This window comes from Methylobacterium oryzisoli (genome assembly GCF_046557895.1).
Taxonomy (GTDB): domain Bacteria; phylum Pseudomonadota; class Alphaproteobacteria; order Rhizobiales; family Beijerinckiaceae; genus Methylobacterium; species Methylobacterium oryzisoli.
Window position 1 is genome coordinate 28,975 of the sequence record NZ_JBKIBX010000040.1, and the last position, 17,121, is coordinate 46,095.

Sequence of the window (17,121 nt, forward strand, 5' to 3'; positions counted from 1 at the left end):
ATGCCCCTCGACCGCCGCACCCTCCTCCTCGCCCTGGCCGGCCTCGGCGCCGGAGGGCTGCGCGCGGAGTCGTTGCCGCCTGCGGCGGGGGCACCGCACGCGGCGGCGCGGCAGGACGATGCGGGCCGCCCGCTGCCTGCGCTCACCCATCCGGTGGCGCGGGTCTTCCCGGCCGGGCCGCCCGCCGCGATCCTCCTCTACACCCTCGCGCCGGACCTGCTGGCCGGCTGGCCGCGGGCGATCCGCCCGGCGGAGCGGCCCTACCTGCTGCCCGAGACCCTCGGGCTGCCGGAGGTCGGGCGCCTCACCGGCCGGGGCAACACCGCCAACCTCGAATCGGTGCTGGCGCTCAAGCCCGACCTGATCCTCGATGTCGGCGACACCACCGAGACCTACCGCTCGCTGGCCGACCGGGTGCAGCAGCAGACGGGGCTGCCCTACCTGCTCTTCGACGGGCGCCTGCCCGCCGTGCCGGCGACCTACCGCACGCTGGGCACCCTGCTCGGGCGCCGCGAGGCGGGGGAGCGGCTGGCGCAGGCCTGCGAGACCGCCCTGGCGACGGTACGCGCGCGCGTCGCCGCGATCCCGCCCTCGGAGCGGCCGCGGGTCTACTTCGCCCGCGGGCCGCGGGGGCTGGAGACCGCCCGCCAGGGGGCGATCAACGTCGAGGCGCTGGAGATGCTCGGCGCCGTCAACGTCGCGGGGGCGGGCGGCGGCCTCGCCCGGGTCTCGCCCGAGGACGTGCTCGCCTGGGCGCCCGAGGTGATCGTCGCCCTCGATCCCGCCTTCGTCGCGGGCGTGCGGGGCGATCCGCTCTGGCAGGGGCTTTCGGCCGTGCGCGCGGGCCGGGTCCATCTCGCCCCCGCCCTGCCCTTCGGCTGGGTCGATTCCCCGCCCTCGGTGAACCGCATCCTCGGCCTGTGGTGGCTCGGCCGCGCCCTCTACCCGGCGCGCTTCCCGGAGGACCTGCGGGCGATCGCCCGGGATTTCCACCGCGACTTCTACCACGTGACGCCGGACGAGGCGGCCCTCGACCGGGTGCTGGCGGGCGGCGCGTGAGCGGCCCCGAGGCGAGGGCCGAGAGCCGGCTCGGGGCGCGGATCGGGGCGGGCGCCGGCACGGCGCTCGCGCTCGGCCTACTCGTGCTCGCGGTCGCGGTGGCGTTCGGGGTCGGGCGCTTCCCGGTCGGGCTTGGCGACGTGGCGCAGGTGCTCGCCGCGAAGGTCACCGGCCGCCCGGCCGCGGTGCCGGCCGCCGTCGAGGCGGTGGTGCTGCAGATCCGCGGGCCGCGCATCCTGGCGGCGATCCTGATCGGCGCCGCCTTGTCGGTGGCGGGGGCGGCCTTCCAGGGCCTCTTCCGCAACCCGCTCGTCTCCCCGGACATCCTGGGCGCCTCCTCGGGAGCGGCCTTCGGGGCGGTGCTCGGGATCTGGCTCTCGCTCGGGGTTTTCGCCATCGAGGCGCTCGCCTTCGCGGGCGGACTCGCGGCGGTGGCGGCCGTCTACCTCGTCGGAGCCACGCTGGCGCGGCGCGATCCGGTGCTGGTGCTGGTGCTCGCCGGCGTGGTGATCGGCTCGCTGCTCGGCGCGGGCGTCGGCCTCGTGAAGTACCTCGCCGACCCCTACAACCAGCTCCCGGCCATGACCTTCTGGCTGCTCGGAAGCCTCTCGGCCACGCACGCGCTGGACCTCGCCGCCCTGGCCCTGCCGGTCGTCCTCGGCACCGCGGTCCTGCTCCTGCTGCGCTGGCGGCTCGACGCACTCTCGCTGCCCGAGGAGGAGGCGCGCGCCCTCGGCCTCGCCACCGGTCCGCTGCGGCTCGCCATCGTGGCCGCCGCCACCCTGGTGACGGCCGCGAGCGTCGCGGCGGCCGGCATCGTCGGCTGGGTCGGCCTCGTCGTACCCCACCTCGCCCGCTTCCTCGTCGGACCGGGCTTCGCGCGGCTGATCCCGACCGCGGCCCTGCTCGGGGCAGGCTACCTCCTCGTCATCGACACGCTGGCGCGCACCATCGCGCCGGTGGAGGTGCCGCTCGGCATCCTCACGGCCGTGGTCGGCACGCCGGTCTTCCTGTGGCTGCTCGCCGGCGCGGAGCGGGACTGGCAATGAGTCTGCTGGCCGCGACGGATCTCGCCTTCGGGTATCCGGGCCGGGTGATCGGCCGCGGGATCGATCTTTCGGTGGCGGCCGGCGAGGTGCTGGCGCTGCTCGGCCCCAACGGCGGCGGCAAGACCACGCTCCTCAAGACCCTGCTCGGCCTGCTGCCGCCGCGCGCCGGTACCGTGACGGTGCTCGGCCGGCCGCTCGGCGCGCTGCCGGCCCGCGAGCGCGCCCGGGCGCTCGCCTACGTGCCCCAGAGCGCCGGCAGCGCCTTCGCGTTCACGGCCCGGGCCGTGGTGCTGATGGGGCGCAGCGCCCATGCGGGCCTCTTCTCCGCCCCCTCTCGGGCCGACCGCGCCGCGGCCGACGCGGCGCTCGCCCGGATGGGCGTCCTGCACCTCGCCGACCGCGCGGTCACCCGCATCTCCGGGGGCGAGCGTCAGCTCGTCCTGATCGCCCGCGCGCTGGCCCAGGAGCCGCGCCTCGTGGTCCTCGACGAGCCCACCGCGAGCCTCGATTTCGGCAACCAGGGCAAGGTGATGCGCGAGATCACCCGCCTGCGCGCCGACGGGCTCGGCGTGATCTTCACCACGCACGACCCCAACCAGGCGGCCCGCTACGCCGACCGCGCCCTGCTGCTGCGGGCGGGCGGACGCCTCGCCGAGGGGCCGGTGGCGGAGGTGCTGGCGACGGAGTGCCTCGAAGGGCTCTACGGGGCGCCGGTCGAGGAGGTGCGGGACACGGGCACGGGCGCACGGGCCTTCCTGCCGGGCTGACCACCACCATCCGGGAGCGCGGCGGAGGCCCGCACCCCTCAACCGCGCTTCAGGCGTCGACGGACGAATGCGCAAATCCGCACGGACCATCCGTCCCGGCGCAAAGTTCGGCAACGAAGTGCCCGTAGGCTGCCAGCCGCTCATCGTCGGAGCCGCCGCCATGTTTCTCCGCCTGCTCGCCGTCCTCGGGGCGCTCTGTCCGCTCCCGGTCCTCGCCAACGGCGCGAAATGCGGGGGCGACGCGCTGTCCTCCGCGCAGGTCGTCGAGAACCGCCCGGCGCGCTCCGGGCCGCTGACCGCCGTGCCCGACACGCTCTGCGCCGACCTCTCGGACACGAAGCGCTCGCGGCTGCGCATCGACGTCTACAGCGGGCCGTATGGCGGGACCGGGTCCGAAGCCCCATATGACGGGTCGGAGCCGGGCGGGAGCCGTCCCCGCCGTGGCGACCGGAGCCGCTAGCCAGGCGGCGCCTGCGTCGGGACCGCGCGTCTGCGGTTGCCCCGAGGACCTGCCCGATCTTGATGAACCGCCGCTCCCTCCCCCCGCAGGCCCGCGCACGCGGCGTCACGGCGGTGCTCGGCCCCACCAACACCGGCAAGACCCACCTGGCCATCGAGCGGATGCTGGCCCATCCGACCGGGATGATCGGCCTGCCGCTGCGGCTGCTCGCCCGCGAGGTCTACCACCGGGTGGTGGACCGGGTCGGCCCCGAGCGCGTCGCCCTCGTCACCGGCGAGGAAAAGATCAAGCCGGACCGGCCGAGCTACTGGATCTGCACCGCCGAGGCGATGCCGCGCGACCGCACGGTCGACTTCGTCGCCGTCGACGAGATCCAGCTCGGCGCCGACATGGACCGCGGCCACACCTTCACCGATCGCCTGCTGCACCAGCGCGGGCGCGAGGAGACGCTGCTGATCGGCTCGGGCACGATGGCGCCGCTGGTCCAGTCGCTGATCCCGGGCGTCGTCGTCACCACGCGCCCGCGGCTCTCGCAGCTCGCCTTCGCGGGCGAGAAACGCATCTCGCGCTTGGCTCCCCGCACCGCCATCGTGGCGTTCTCGGCCGAGGAGGTCTACGCCGTCGCCGAGCTGCTGCGGCGCCAGCGCGGCGGGGCCGCGGTGGTGCTGGGCGCGCTCTCGCCCCGCACCCGCAACGCCCAGGTCGAACTCTACCAGTCGGGGGACGTCGACTATCTGGTGGCCACCGACGCGGTGGGCATGGGGCTCAACCTCGACGTCGACCACGTCGCCTTCGCGTCGAACCGGAAATTCGACGGCACGCGCTTCCGCGGCCTCACCCCGGCCGAGATGGCGCAGATCGCCGGGCGCGCCGGGCGCCACCTGCGCGACGGCACCTTCGGCTCGACCGGCCGCTGCCCGCCCTTCGAGCCCGAGATGGTGGAGGCGCTGGAGAGCCACACCTTCGAGCCGACGCGGGTGCTGCAATGGCGCAACCCCGACCTCGATTTCTCCTCCGTGGAGGCCCTGCAGGCGAGCCTCGCCGAGCATCCGAGCGAGCGCGGCCTCGTGCGCGCCCCGCGCGGCGACGACGAGGCGGCCCTCGATCTGCTGGCCCGCGAGGACGACATCCGCGACATGGCCGCGGGCCGCGGCGGGGCGGTGGAGCGGCTCTGGGCCGTCTGCGGCGTGCCCGATTACCGCAAGACCCCGATCCAGACCCATGCCGACCTCGTCGCCCAGCTCTACCGCTTCCTGATGCGGGGCATGGCGGGGCGCATCCCGTCCGACTGGTTTTCCAAGCACGTGGCGATGGTCGACCGGGTGGACGGCGACATCGACACGCTCTCCCAGCGCATCGCCCAGGTGCGGACATGGACCTTCGTCGCCAACCGGCCCGACTGGCTGCAGGACCCGGAGCATTGGCAGGGCGAGACGCGTCGGGTAGAGGACAGGCTGTCCGACGCCCTCCACGAGCGGCTGGCGAGTCGGTTCGTGGACCGGCGCACCAGCGTCCTCATGCGGCGCCTGAGAGAGAACACCATGTTGGAAGCTGAGATCACCGCAGGCGGCGACGTCACGGTCGAGGGCCAGCACGTCGGCCACCTGCACGGGTTCCAGTTCGTGCCCGACCCCGGCGCCGAGGGCCAGGAAGCCAAGACGCTGCGCAGCGCGGCCGAAAAAGCCCTGGCAAGCGAGATCGAGGCCCGCGCCGACCGATTCTCCGCCGCAGCCGATGCCGCCCTGGTGCTCTCCAACGACGGCACCATCCGCTGGACCGGCGATCCGGTCGCCAAGCTCGTGCCGGGCGACAAGCTCTACGCGCCCGCCTTCCGCATCCTGGCCGACGAGCAGCTCACCGGCCCGGCCCGCGACAAGGTCGAGGGGCGCCTCTCGGCCTGGCTCAAGGCGCACATCGTGCGGCTGCTCGGCCCCGCCCTCGAACTGGAGACCGCCGAGGATCTGACGGGCCTCGCCCGCGGCATCGGCTTCCAGGTCTCGGAGGCGCTCGGCGTGCTGGAGCGCGCCAAGGTGCTGACCGAGATGCGCAGCCTCGACCAGGAGGGCCGCGGCGCGCTGCGCAAGCGCGGCGTGCGCTTCGGGGCCTACCACATCACCATGCCGGCCCTGCTCAAGCCCGCCCCGCGCACGCTGGCGGCCCAGCTCTGGGCGCTGAAGAACGGCGGCCTCGACCAGCGCGGCCTCGACGAGATCGCCCATCTGGCGGGTAGCGGCCGCACCTCGATGCCGGTCGATCCCGAGATCGCCAAGGGGCTCTACCGGGCCGCGGGCTTCCGGGTCTGCGGCGGCCGGGCCGTGCGCGTCGACATCCTGGAGCGCCTCGCCGACCTGATCCGCCCGGCCATCGCCTACGTGCCCGGCACCACGCCGGGCGAGCCCCCGCCCGGGGCCGCGGACCGCGACGGCTTCGTGCCCACCGTCGGCATGACCTCGCTGGTCGGCTGCTCGGGCGAGGACTTCGCCTCGATCCTGAAGTCGCTCGGCTACGTGGTGGACCGCCGGCCCGGCCCGGCCATCACCGTGCCGCTGCGCCCCGCCGCCCCGACCGTGCCGCTGCGGCCGGCGGGCGAGACCGCACCCGCCGCGGAGGTCGCTGCTGAGACGACCCCCGACGGTGAGGCGACCGACGTCGCATCCGCACCGGCTATCGAGGCCGCGGCGAGCGGGACCGCTGCCGACGAGACGGTGTCTCAGGAGAACGAGGCCCAGACCCAGGAGCTTGCGGGCCAAGAGGCCGAGGGCCAGGAGGCCGAGAGCCACGAGGTCGAGCACCAAGAGGCTGAGAGGCAGGAGTTTGAGAGTCACGAGCTTGAGAGCCACGAGGTCGAGTCCCGGGAGGTAGAGACCCAGGAGGCCGAGGCGGCGTCCGAGCCGGCGCCCGCGGAAGCGGCCGCCGAGGAAGCGACCGCGCCTACCGAGCAGGACGCCCCGCCGGAAACCGCTCAGGAGCCCGAGCCGATCGCCGCCGAGGCGGCCCCGCTCGCCACGGCGGAGCCGGCGTCCGACGAGGCGACCGCCGCCGAGGCAATGCCTGCCGCAGCGGCATCGGACGATGTCGCCGAGGCACCGCAGGATGCTGCCGCCGAGGCCGCGCAATCCGCCGGACCGGAGGCCGGGGAAGCCGCTCCCGCGGCCGCCGCCGAGCCGGTGCTCATCGAGGTCTGGCGGATGCACCGCCACCAGCGCGGCGCCGTCCGTCACCAGGGCCGCGGCCGTCCCCAGGCCCATGGCGGCCAGCAGCAGCGGGGAGGGCCGCAGCAGCGCGGCGGCGAGGACCGCCCGCCGCGGCGCGACGGCCAGGATCAGGGGCCCCGCCCGCAGGGCCGCTCCTCCCCGCGCTGGGGCGAGCAGCGCCATGCCGATGGCGCCCGGCAGGAGGGCCGCCCGCCGCGCCACGGCGGCAACGGCCGCGGGCCCGAGGGCGAGCGCAGCGGACGGCCGCCGCAGGAGCGGCGCGACGGCTACCGCGGCGCCCCCGATGCCCGTCCGCCCCGCCGCGAGCGGGCGCCGGATCCGGATTCCCCCTTCGCCAAGCTCCTCGCCCTGAAGGCGCAGATGGAGGCGCGGGACGGCGACAAGCGCTGACCCCGCGCCGACCCGCCCATGCGCGCCGACCGCCAGCGTCTCGACAAGTGGCTGTGGTTCGCGCGCTTCGCCAAGACGCGCAGCCTCGCCGCCCGCCTGATCGCGGACGGCTACGTGCGGGTGAACGGCCAGCGCGCCGAGGCCGCCGCCAAGCTCATCGCGGTGGGCGACGTCGTGACGGTGGCGGCCGCGCACGCGACCCTGGCGGTGCGGGTGCTCGGCCTCGGCGAACGCCGCGGCCCCGCCCCGGAGGCGCGCCTGCTCTACGCCGACCTCTCGTCCGACCCGCCGGTGGGAAGCGTGACGCCGGGGTGACGTTCGCGGCGCGAATGGCACGGGCGGCGTCGCGGCGCCCGCCCGCGTCCCGGCAGGGCCTTGCCAGCGTCCCGGGCAGGGGCTAGAGCGCGCCGCAACGCGCTCAGGGCCCCGCACCCCGCTCCGCTCACGCCCAAGGACCGACCGTCCCATGACCTACGTCGTCACCGACAACTGCATCAAGTGCAAGTACATGGACTGCGTGGAGGTGTGCCCGGTCGACTGCTTCTACGAGGGCGAGAACATGCTCGTCATCCATCCCGACGAGTGCATCGATTGCGGCGTCTGCGAGCCGGAATGCCCCGCCGAGGCGATCAAGCCCGACACCGAGCCGGGCCTCGAAACGTGGCTGAAGCTCAACGCCGACCTCGCCAAGACCTGGCCGAACATCACCCAGAAGAAGCCCGCCCCCGACGACGCCAAGCAGTGGGACGGGGTCGCGGGCAAGTACGAGGCGCATTTCTCGCCCAATCCCGGATCGGGCGACTGATCCCCGCCCGGATCGGCCGGCTGCTGGTCAGGCCGCTGGTCCCCGGATGCGGCAGCTTCGCCGCGGCGCCGCAGACCTGATGAAATACCATGCACGGTGCGCTGCCATGCGCGCCGCGCACCTGAATTTTTTTGATTTTCGAGCCCTCCCGTGCTAGGGTCTCCGTCACCGTCGCTTACGTTCGACGTGCGGCACCTGCCCGCCGAGCGGGACTTTTTCTCGAAGGGGTGGAGCCGCATGCGGTCAGGCGTGGAGGGTTTTTCCCGGTCCGCGCTCTGCTCGGGCGTTTCTTAGCTATCGGTTGACAGGGACTGGCGGGCGCCTCTCGGGGCGTCCGGCGGGCACGTATTTTCAGCCGGGCGCCCTGACCCGGACGAATGACCGGCCCGCGGCGAAATGACCGCGGACGGTGACCTGGAGGCCACCCCCGCATGACGACCGCCAAGAAGACGACAGCCGCCCGGCAGGGCTTCAAGACCGGCGAAGCGATCGTGTACCCGGCCCACGGTGTCGGCCGCATCACGGCCATCGAGGAGCAGGAGATCGCCGGCTACAAGCTCGAGCTGTTCGTGGTGTCGTTCGAGAAGGACAAGATGGTTCTTCGGGTCCCGACCGCCAAGGCGAACGCGGTCGGCATGCGCAAGCTCGCCGAGCCGGATCTCGTCAAGAAGGCGCTCGACGTGCTCACCGGCCGCGCCCGCGTGAAGCGCACGATGTGGTCGCGCCGCGCCCAGGAATACGAGGCGAAGATCAATTCGGGCGACCTGATCGCCGTCACCGAGGTGGTGCGCGACCTCTTCCGCTCCGAGGCCCAGCCTGAGCAGTCCTATTCCGAGCGCCAGCTCTACGAGGCGGCCCTCGACCGGGTGGTGCGCGAGATCGCGGCGGTGAACCGGATCACCGAGACCGAGTCCCTGAAGCTCATCGAGCAGAGCCTCGCCAAGTCGCCGCGGCGCGCCAAGAACGCGGATGCCGACGGCGAGGGCGACGCCGAGGACCTGCAGGACGAGGCCGAGGCCGCCTGACGCCTCGCACCCTGACCGTTTCTGGAAAGCCCGGCCCTCGCGCCGGGCTTTTTCGTTGCCGATCCGCCACAGGCGGCCGGACGCCCGGTTCTCATTGCCGCGAGGCGGGAACCATCCGGTGTTTCGCGCCGTTGTCGCAGGCCCTGCGAGGACGGTGGCTGGCTGCGCGCGCCGGTATGCCCCTTCCGTGGGTCAGGGCACGCGACTGGAGCGGCGGAGGCAGGCATGGCGGAAATCGCAGGCATACGTCGACAGTTCGTGCGGATGGCGATGGATGCGCCCTTCCTCGAGCGGGAAGAGGAGCGGGGCCTCGCGGTCCGCTGGAAGGACGAACGCGACGAGCAGGCCCTGCACCGCCTGATCTCGGCCCATATGCGCCTCGTCATCGCCCTGGCGGGCCGCTTCCGCCACTACGGGCTGCCGATGGCCGACCTCGTCCAGGAGGGTCATGTCGGCCTGATGGAGGCCGCCGCCCGCTTCGAGCCGGAGCGGGACGTCCGCTTCTCCACCTACGCCACGTGGTGGATCCGCGCCTCGATCCAGGATTACATCCTGCGCAACTGGTCGATCGTCCGCGGCGGCACCTCCTCGGCCCAGAAGGCCCTGTTCTTCAACCTGCGCCGGTTGCGCGCCCGGTTGATGCAATCGACCGACGAGCATGTCGGCGACGAGATCCACCGGCGCATCGCCACCGCCATCGGCGTCTCCCGCGAGGACGTGGCGCTGATGGATGCCCGCCTGTCGGGCCCCGACATGTCCCTCAACGCGCCGATCACCGACGAGGGCGACGCCTCCGCCGAGCGGGTCGACTTCCTGGTCGACACCTCGCCTCTGCCGGACGAGGCGGTCTCCGACGCCGTGGACGGCGAGCGCCGTCTGACGTGGCTGCGTCAGGCCCTCACGGTGCTCTCCGAGCGCGAGCTGCGCATCCTGCACGAGCGGCGCCTGTCGGAGGACCAAGCCACCCTGGAGGCCCTCGGGCACCGCCTCGGCATCTCGAAGGAGCGCGTGCGCCAGATCGAGAACCGCGCCCTGGAAAAGCTGCGCCGCGCGCTCGCCGAGCGCTTCCCGCAGCCCTCCCCTTCCGGCATGAGCGCCTTCGTGTAGCTACGCGCCGAGCACCAGCACGGGGCGCAGCCGCATCCCGTGCTCCGCCGCCCAGGCGAACCGGGTCCCGTCCGGGAGCACGCACGAGGCCGCCCGCAGGGAAAGGCCGCGGTGGTCGAGCCGCCAGCCCTCGCCGTCCGGGAGCACGTTCACGCGCTGCGGCGCGGCCGACAGCCCCTCCCCGCTCGCCTTCAGGCAGGCCTCCTTCACGGCCCAGAGTTCGAGCGCCCGCGCCGGCCGCGCGGGGGCGTCCAGGCCGCGGAAGGCGGCGAGTTCGTCCGGGTGCATCACGTGCGGCGCGAGGCTGTCCCAGTTCACCGGCCGCGCCGCCCCCTCGACGTCGACGCCGATCCGGCCGCCCCGCCCGAGCGCGGCCGCCACCCAGCCGGCCCCGTGGCTGAGGTTCAGGTCGAGCCCCTCGGCTCCCGGCAGGAACGGCCGATCGAACCCGTCACGGGCCAGGACGAGACTTTCGGGCAGGCGGCCGAGCAATCCGCCGAGCAGGTGACGCAGGAGACCGTGCGCCGCCTCGCGCTCCAGCCGGTCCTGCGGCTGCTGGAAGCGGGCGATGCGGGCCGTCTCCTCGGGCGGCAGCGCGCGCCGCGCCGCCGGCAGCGCCGCGACGGCCTCCGCCCGCACCGCGACGGCGAGGCCCTCCCGTTCGGCGAGGCGGAGATCCCCCAGCGCCGCGAGGGCCTCCACGTCGATGCGGCCCGCCGCCTCCTGCATCACCCTGCCCGCTCCCGGCGCCCGTCGAGGGACCGCCCGGCTCTTCTCCGCCGGAAGCTCATGGCGAGGCAAGGCCGCGCAGGCGGGGCAGGTGCTGGCCGGCTCAGCGCGTCACCACCACGGTCGTGCCCACCTGCACCCGACCGTAGAGGTCGACCACGTCCTGATTGAACATCCGGATGCAGCCGTAGGACGCGAAGGTGCCGATCGAACTCGGGCGGTTAGTGCCGTGGATGGCGTACTCGCCCCGGTCGAGCGTGAGCGCCGCCGCCCCCATCGGATTGCGCGGCGAGCCGCCCGCGATCACGGCGGGCAGACGCGGATTGTCGCGCTTCACCTCGGACGGTGGCGACCATGCGGGCTGGACGTACTTGCCCTCGATGCGCGCGTAGCCGGTCCACTGCTTGCCGGCCCTGCCCACCGCGACCGGGTAGCGGATCGCCGTCCCGTCGCCGTTGACGTAGTAGAGCCGGCGCTCGCCCGTGCGCACCACGATGGTGCCGGGCGAGGCGCCGACCTCGAACGGCACCACCTCGCGGGCCGTCGCCGGGCCGCACGCCATCGTTGCCGCGACGCCCATCGCCGCGACCCAACCAGTACTCTGCTTGATCATCCCTGCGGCCCTCGAAGCGTGACCTTGAAGCGGAAAGATAATCCGCGGCCAATCCTGTCGTTCCGGTTGGCGCGGATGATTGCCCGCGGGTGAACGACCGCGTTTCGCGAGAGAGGCTTAAGGACCGGCGCACAGACCGCCGCGAAACCCGCGCGATGCCTTCACGGAGCGTTGAGCTTGGCCAGCCGCATGGTCGGATCGGCCGCGTTGACACACGAACAGATAGTGAACAAATTGCTGACAATGGCGCTTCACCAGGGGACGGACCGGATGACCACCTACCGCTTCCACTGCACCAACGGCCTGGAATTCTACCTCGACACCAGCGGCCAGAGCGTTCCTGCGGGCGAGTCGCTCCGCAGCCGGGCCGAGCAGGTGGCGCAGGGCCTGCGGCGGCGCGGCGGCGACTGGTCGGACTGGACCGTCAGCGTCCACGATCTCGACGGCCGCCAGGTGCTCCTGCTGCCGGTCGAGGCCGCCCTGCCGCTCGCGGCCTGAGCGGCGCGCGGGACCCGATGACGTCCCGCGCGTTGGTGCGGCATCCCGTAACCCGCGCGAGACCGAGGTGCCGCTCCGGCCGGAGCCTCGCGACACGCCGAGCGCCGAGGTGCCTTTGTCCCCCGCTACTCCACCCCAGGATCTCGCCCAGACTCCCGCCCAGGATTTCGCCCTCGTGTTAGGGGGCGGCAACGCGCTCGGCGCCTATCACGGCGGCGCCTGCGAGGCGCTCTTCGCCCGCGGCCTCAGCCCGTCCCGGATCGTCGGAGCCTCGGTCGGCGCGGTGACGGGCGCCATCCTGGCCGGCAACCGGCCGGAGGACAGGCTGGCGAAGCTGCGAGCCTTCTGGGACGAGGCGGTCATGCACACCGCGCGGGCGCCTCACGCCCCCCTGCGGCTGCGCCAGGTCTATAACGGCCTGCACTCGGTCCTGGCGCTCGCCGCCGGGCGGCCGACCATTTTTCGGCACCGCTTCCCCGGCCTGTGGTCGGTGCTGCCCTGGATGCCCAACGATGTCGCCCTCTACGACCTCGGCCCCTTGCGCGAGACGCTCCTGCGGATGGTGGATTTCGAGCGCCTGAACCGCGCCGACCCGCCGCTCGCGGTCTGCTGCGTCGATATCGAGACCGGCGAGGAGGTGGTGTTCGACACCGCCCGCGGGCCGCTCGCGCCCGAGCACCTGCTCGCGAGCGCCTCCATCACGCCGGCCTTCCCGCCGGTGGAGATCGACGGGCGCCTGCTCTGCGATCCCGGCTACACCAACAACCTGCCGGTGGACCTCGTCCTCGCCGAGCCGACCGCGCAGGATCGGCTCTGCGTGGCCGTCGAGCTGTTCAGCCTGCGGGCGCCGCGTCCGCGCTCCCTCGACGCAGTGCTGGAGCGCACCCACGACCTCGTCTTCGCCAGTTCCAGCCGCCGCACCATCGCGGCCCTGGAGCGCACCTACGCGCTGCACGCCCGGCTCGATCCGGAGGGGTCCCGCGCCACGCTCTTGCACGTGGCCTACGAGGCTCAGGCCGACGAGGTCGCGGGCAAGACCCTGGACTTTTCGCCGGCCTCGGTCGGCGACCGCTGGGCCGCCGGCGCCCGCGACATGGAGCAGGCTCTCGTGCGCCTCGACGCCGCGCCGCCGGGCGGCCGCTTCCGGTATCTCTCGGCGCACGCGGAGGCCCGGACGGCCTGAGCGCCGGCCCGCCTCACGCCTCCTCGGCCAGCCCGAGCTGCGAGCGGAGCGTGCGCCCCGCATAGGCGCCCGGCATCAGCCCGCGGCGGCGCAGTTCCGGCACGAGGTCGTCCACGACCTCGTCGAGGCAGGCGGTGAGGGGCGGGATCAGCAGAGCGAAGCCGTCGCAGGCGTCCTCCTGCCACCACGCCTCCAGGGTGTCGGCGACCGCGCAGGGTGGACCGAGAACACGCAGGGGCGCCGACGCGGCCTCCGGACCGGGACGGGCGGCACCGGCCTCGATGCGCCGCGCCTTGTCGGCAGCCTCGGCCTCGCTCGCGGCCAGCACCAAAGCCGCCTTCTGCAGCACCCGCAGCGCATCCGGCGCCCGGCCGAGGGCGGTCGCCTGCGCGGTCAGCTCCGCGCGGATCGCACGCGCCGCGTCGCGCTCCGGCGCGTCCATCACCACGAGGTCGGCCTGCGCCGCGGCGAGGCGGCGCGCCTCGGGGCTCGCCGCGTCGAGCACGATCACCGGGTGCCCGCGCCCGGGCTGCGGCGTCTCGGCCGGCGCCGCCCAATGTCGCCACAGGCCGGTGACGACCTGCAGGAACTCGGCGGCGCGCGCCACCCGGGCCTCCGCCTCCGCCCCGTCCTCGGCGCCGCCCGGCGCCGCGGCGAACCAGCCGGCGCGCCCGCCGGTGAGCCGGTCGAGAGACGCGAACTTGCGGGCGACGTGGGCGGGCTCGACCAGGCCCGCGGGCGCGGGGGCGATGAGGCCGAGATGCTCGGTGGCCATGGCCAGTGCCGGCAGCAGGGTGAGCGGATCGATCCCCGCCGGGGCCGCCCCCGGCGCCTCCGCCACCAGGGCGGCGTCGAACACGCCCCGCTCCAGCGTCCGGGCCACGCGGGCGAGGTGATGCAGCGTGAAATCCGCGTCCGGCCCGCCGGGGCCGCGCCGCCCGGCCCCGGCCTCCAGGCCGGCCGGCCGCAGGATCGCGACGAGGTGCAGGCGGGACGAGGTCATCGCGGCAGACCCTTGGCGGCGCGAGCCCTTGGCGGCGCGAGCCGACCGAAGCCTGCGTCCGCGGCCGTGCAGCGTCAACGGGTGAATCCCCTTGCGCAGGCCGCCGGTTCAGGCATACTTTGCGCTACAAAGTTTTCGGAGAGCATCCGGCGCCATGTCCACGATCATGCAACACGGCTTGAGGCGCCGGTCGGCGGGACCCGCTCCATGACGCCCGAGCGGGACCTCGACCGGGCGCTCGCCGACATCGTGGCGATCCGCAGCCAGATCGCGCGCGACACCCATTTCCGCGGCCTCGGCCCGGCCACCATCGCGGCCACGGGAATCCTCGCGCTCGGCGCCGCTTGCGTTCAGGCGGTCTGGTTCTCCGGCAGCGGGCCGCTCGCCTATTTCGGGCTCTGGATCGCGGTGGCGGCCGTGGCCTGCGGGCTGATCGGCGCCGAGACGGTGATGCGGGCGCGCCGGATCCATTCCGGCTTCGCGGACGCGATGATCCTCGCGGCCATCGAGCAGTTCCTGCCCGCCTTCGCGGCCGGGGCGCTGGTGGCCCTGGTGCTGGCGCGGCTCGCCCCCGAGAGCCTGTGGCTGCTGCCGGGCCTGTGGCAGGTCTTCGTGAGCGTCGGCCTGTTCGCGGCCGCCCGCACCCTGCCCCGGGGCGCCTCGCTCGCGGCGGCGTGGTACCTGCTCGCGGGCCTCGCGGTCATCGCCGCCACGGCCGGGGCGCCCTCCCTCTCGCCCTGGGCCATGGGCCTGCCCTTCGGCATCGGGCAGGTGCTGCTGGCCGCCATCCTCCACCTCGCGCCGCGGGACGCCGATGACTGAGCCGAGCGGCCGCTTCTCCTACGAGGGCCTCGACCGGGTGATCCACGAGAAGGCGCGCCTGGGCCTGCTCACCTCGCTGGCCACGCACCCCGACGGCCTCGTCTTCGCCGACCTCAAGCACCTGTGCGGCCTCACCGACGGCAATCTCAGCCGGCACCTGCAGGTGCTGCAGGAGGCCGGCCTCGTCGAGATCCGCAAGGGCTACGCCCGCAACCGCCCGCAGACCGTCTGCTGCCTGACCCCGAGCGGGCGGCGGCGCTTCCTCGATTACCTCGCGGTGCTGGAGCAGGTGGTGCGGGACGCCGCCTCCGCCGCCGAGCCGGCCCTCAGCACGCGCCCGACCTGATCCCCCTCCCGGCCGCCTCCCGCCCCGCGGGACACGGCGGCTCCGCCTGGAGACTTTGTGATGCAAAGTTCTTGTGACCGCCGTCCCGGGCTGCACGTCGCGGCGATCATGGACGGCAACGGGCGCTGGGCCAGCGCCCGGGGCCTGCCGCGCACCGCCGGGCACCGGGCGGGCGTCGAGGCGATCCGGCGGGTGGCCGAGGCCGCCCCGGACCTCGGCATCGGCACGCTGACTCTGTTCGCCTTCTCGTCCGACAACTGGCGCCGGCCGCCCGGCGAGGTGGCGGGCCTGATGGGATTGCTGCGCCGCTACCTGCGCCACGAGACCGGGCGGCTCGCCCGGACGGGAACACGGCTCACGGTGATCGGCCGGCGCGACCGCCTGCCGGCCGGGCTGCCGGCCGCGCTCGATCGGGCCGAGGCCGAGACGGCCGGGGGCGAGCGGCTGCACCTGCGCATCGCGGTGGATTACTCGGCCCGCGACGCGATTCTGGCCGCGGCCGCGGCGGGACCGGCGGACAACCGCGAGGCCTTCGGGCACCGCCTCTCGGGCGGGGTGCCGGACGTCGACCTCATGATCCGCTCAGGGGGCGAGAAGCGGCTCTCGGACTTCCTGCTCTGGGAATGCGCCTACGCGGAACTGCACTTCAGCGACCGGATGTGGCCGGATTTCGGGGCCGAGGATCTTGCCGGGGCGCTGCGCGACTTCGCGGCGCGCGAGCGGCGCTTCGGGGGCCTGGGCCCGGTGCCGGCGGCGGCCTGAGGCGGGCTGCGGCGGGAGCGCGAACCCGCTACAGAGGGGGACCGCAACGCCGCGAGACCGCCATGCCGCTCTACGCCCTCGACGACCACCGCCCCCACCTCGCCGATCCCGAGCGCGTCTGGATCGCGCCGGACGCGCACGTGATGGGCCAAGTCGAACTCGGGCTCGACGTGAGCATCTGGTTCACGGCCGTGCTGCGCGGCGACAACGAGCCGATCCGCATCGGCGCGCGCACCAACGTCCAGGACGGGGCGATGCTCCACACCGATCCGGGCTTCCCGCTCGACATCGGCGAGGACATCACCATCGGCCACCACGCCATCGTGCACGGCTGCACGGTGGGCGCGAACTCGCTCATCGGCATGGGGGCGACGCTGCTGAACGGCGCCCGGATCGGCCGCAACTGCATCGTCGGCGCCAACGCCCTCGTCACCGAGGGCAAGGTCTTTCCCGACAACAGCCTCATCGTCGGCGCCCCCGCCAAGGTGGTGCGCAGCCTGGACGAGGCGGCCGCCGAGGCGCTGCGCACCTCCGCGGCCCGCTATGTCGCCAATGCCCGCCGGTACGCCGCGGGGCTCAGGCGCATCGACGGCTGAGGCGGGGACCCGGCGGCCGGGCCGGCCGGCTCAGCGGTCGGCCTTGCCGCCCGAGACGGTGAGTTCGAGGTAGCGCCGCGTGGTCGGCTTCACGAGGTCGGCGACGGTCTGGGCCATCGCCAGCTCCTCCTTGAGGGATTGCTGGAAGCCGGTGATCGGCCCGGTCTGGCCGGCGGCCTCCGCGATGGTGATGAGGGAATCGTAGGCCGCCGCCTCGTAGTTCTCGAAGGCCCGGTTGGCGAAGGCGTTCTTCAAGATCTCGTCCTGGGCGGGCGCATGGGCGAGGGCCGCCAGGTTCCCCATCAGGCCCAGCACGCCCTCCTTGAGCGCCGAGGGGCTCTCGCCGAGGGCGGAGAGGGCTTCTTCCAGGCGGTCGCGCTGGCCGTGGGTCTCGGTGATGTGCCGGCGCAAAGCCGCGTCCATCTCGGGGTAGCGCTCCAGGCGCTCGACCTGCCGCTCCATGATCTGCAGGGCCTGCAGTTCGAGGGCGTGCGTGTTCTTGAGCGCGGTCACGTAGAGCGAGCGGAGATCCTCGGCCATCCGGTCAGCCTCCTGGGTCTGGGGTGAAGTGCTGGCCCAACGCACCGCCGCGAGGCTGGTTCTGACGAATACCCCTACTGAGACAAAGTATCTGCGCCGCGCGCGAACCCGCCGGCGCCCTCCCCTGCCGGGGAGGCGCGACGGGTCGGCCG

General features: G+C 73.9%; 19 protein-coding genes. 15 read left to right on the forward strand and 4 right to left on the reverse strand.

All coding sequences use genetic code 11. The features are described 5' to 3' along the window. The 9 genes from ACKUB9_RS27065 (at position 1) to ACKUB9_RS27105 (ending at position 9,877) form a co-directional block, all read left to right on the forward strand. Positions 1-1,059, forward strand: a complete 1,059-nt coding sequence (locus ACKUB9_RS27065; protein WP_407524092.1) for an iron ABC transporter substrate-binding protein — start codon at positions 1-3, stop codon at positions 1,057-1,059. Beyond that, positions 1,056-2,108, forward strand: a complete 1,053-nt coding sequence (locus ACKUB9_RS27070; RefSeq protein ID WP_407524094.1) for a FecCD family ABC transporter permease — start codon at positions 1,056-1,058, stop codon at positions 2,106-2,108. Before ACKUB9_RS27065 ends, ACKUB9_RS27070 begins: the two co-directional genes overlap by 4 nt. Then, positions 2,105-2,875: an ABC transporter ATP-binding protein gene (locus tag ACKUB9_RS27075; protein ID WP_407524096.1), complete on the forward strand. Its 771-nt coding sequence runs from the start codon at positions 2,105-2,107 to the stop codon at positions 2,873-2,875. The genes ACKUB9_RS27070 and ACKUB9_RS27075 overlap by 4 nt, the downstream gene beginning before the upstream one ends. 160 nt (positions 2,876-3,035) lie before the next feature. Continuing rightward, entirely contained in the window at positions 3,036-3,335 is a 300-nt protein-coding gene (locus tag ACKUB9_RS27080; protein ID WP_407524098.1) for a hypothetical protein, read from the forward strand. 62 nt (positions 3,336-3,397) lie between these two features. Next, positions 3,398-6,940: a helicase-related protein gene (locus ACKUB9_RS27085; protein WP_407524100.1), complete on the forward strand. Its 3,543-nt coding sequence runs from the start codon at positions 3,398-3,400 to the stop codon at positions 6,938-6,940. A gap of 18 nt (positions 6,941-6,958) precedes the next feature. Then, on the forward strand, positions 6,959-7,255 hold the full coding sequence (locus tag ACKUB9_RS27090) for an RNA-binding S4 domain-containing protein (protein WP_407524102.1): 297 nt from the start codon (positions 6,959-6,961) through the stop codon (positions 7,253-7,255). A gap of 151 nt (positions 7,256-7,406) precedes the next feature. Next, on the forward strand, positions 7,407-7,745 hold the full coding sequence (gene fdxA / locus ACKUB9_RS27095) for a ferredoxin FdxA (protein WP_407524104.1): 339 nt from the start codon (positions 7,407-7,409) through the stop codon (positions 7,743-7,745). Between the two features lie 431 nt (positions 7,746-8,176). After that, a complete protein-coding gene (locus tag ACKUB9_RS27100) occupies positions 8,177-8,770 on the forward strand; it encodes a CarD family transcriptional regulator (RefSeq protein ID WP_407524106.1) in 594 nt (197 codons plus the stop codon). 225 nt (positions 8,771-8,995) lie between these two features. Continuing rightward, the gene (locus ACKUB9_RS27105) at positions 8,996-9,877 is read left to right on the forward strand and encodes an RNA polymerase factor sigma-32 (protein WP_407524108.1); all 882 of its coding nucleotides are present in this window, start codon (positions 8,996-8,998) and stop codon (positions 9,875-9,877) included. On the opposite strand, the gene ACKUB9_RS27110 is transcribed toward ACKUB9_RS27105, so the two are convergent. Together ACKUB9_RS27110 and ACKUB9_RS27115 are read right to left on the reverse strand one after the other, a co-directional pair. Further along, positions 9,878-10,606 carry a 4'-phosphopantetheinyl transferase family protein gene (locus ACKUB9_RS27110; protein ID WP_407524166.1) on the reverse strand — a complete coding sequence of 243 codons (729 nt, stop codon included), beginning with the start codon at positions 10,604-10,606 and terminating at the stop codon, positions 9,878-9,880. Positions 10,607-10,709: 103 nt separating this feature from the next. Next, positions 10,710-11,219 (reverse strand): L,D-transpeptidase, encoded by a 510-nt coding sequence (locus tag ACKUB9_RS27115; protein WP_407524110.1) that lies wholly within the window; start codon positions 11,217-11,219, stop codon positions 10,710-10,712. A 270-nt stretch (positions 11,220-11,489) separates the two neighbouring features. Between ACKUB9_RS27115 and ACKUB9_RS27120 the strand changes: the two genes are divergently transcribed. Together ACKUB9_RS27120 and ACKUB9_RS27125 are read left to right on the forward strand one after the other, a co-directional pair. Then, complete coding sequence (locus ACKUB9_RS27120) at positions 11,490-11,717, forward strand: DUF6894 family protein (protein ID WP_407524112.1); 228 nt, start codon at positions 11,490-11,492, stop codon at positions 11,715-11,717. Positions 11,718-11,826: 109 nt separating this feature from the next. After that, positions 11,827-12,900 carry a patatin-like phospholipase family protein gene (locus ACKUB9_RS27125; RefSeq protein ID WP_407524114.1) on the forward strand — a complete coding sequence of 358 codons (1,074 nt, stop codon included), beginning with the start codon at positions 11,827-11,829 and terminating at the stop codon, positions 12,898-12,900. Positions 12,901-12,913: 13 nt separating this feature from the next. Here ACKUB9_RS27125 and ACKUB9_RS27130 read toward each other — a convergent pair whose 3' ends face one another. Then, entirely contained in the window at positions 12,914-13,903 is a 990-nt protein-coding gene (locus tag ACKUB9_RS27130; RefSeq protein WP_407524116.1) for an LLM class flavin-dependent oxidoreductase, read from the reverse strand. A gap of 207 nt (positions 13,904-14,110) precedes the next feature. Between ACKUB9_RS27130 and ACKUB9_RS27135 the strand changes: the two genes are divergently transcribed. From ACKUB9_RS27135 to ACKUB9_RS27150, 4 genes are all read left to right on the forward strand, one after another. Then, positions 14,111-14,725: a hypothetical protein gene (locus ACKUB9_RS27135; RefSeq protein WP_407524118.1), complete on the forward strand. Its 615-nt coding sequence runs from the start codon at positions 14,111-14,113 to the stop codon at positions 14,723-14,725. Then, the gene (locus ACKUB9_RS27140; protein WP_407524120.1) at positions 14,718-15,071 is read left to right on the forward strand and encodes a transcriptional regulator; all 354 of its coding nucleotides are present in this window, start codon (positions 14,718-14,720) and stop codon (positions 15,069-15,071) included. Before ACKUB9_RS27135 ends, ACKUB9_RS27140 begins: the two co-directional genes overlap by 8 nt. Positions 15,072-15,131: 60 nt before the next feature. Continuing rightward, positions 15,132-15,833: a di-trans,poly-cis-decaprenylcistransferase gene (locus ACKUB9_RS27145; protein WP_407524122.1), complete on the forward strand. Its 702-nt coding sequence runs from the start codon at positions 15,132-15,134 to the stop codon at positions 15,831-15,833. 62 nt (positions 15,834-15,895) lie between these two features. After that, on the forward strand, positions 15,896-16,429 hold the full coding sequence (locus ACKUB9_RS27150; protein ID WP_407524124.1) for a gamma carbonic anhydrase family protein: 534 nt from the start codon (positions 15,896-15,898) through the stop codon (positions 16,427-16,429). 30 nt (positions 16,430-16,459) lie between these two features. Here the strand turns inward: ACKUB9_RS27150 and ACKUB9_RS27155 are convergent, their stop codons facing one another. After that, on the reverse strand, positions 16,460-16,969 hold the full coding sequence (locus ACKUB9_RS27155; RefSeq protein ID WP_407524126.1) for a ferritin-like domain-containing protein: 510 nt from the start codon (positions 16,967-16,969) through the stop codon (positions 16,460-16,462). Between the last annotated feature and the right edge of the window lie 152 nt (positions 16,970-17,121).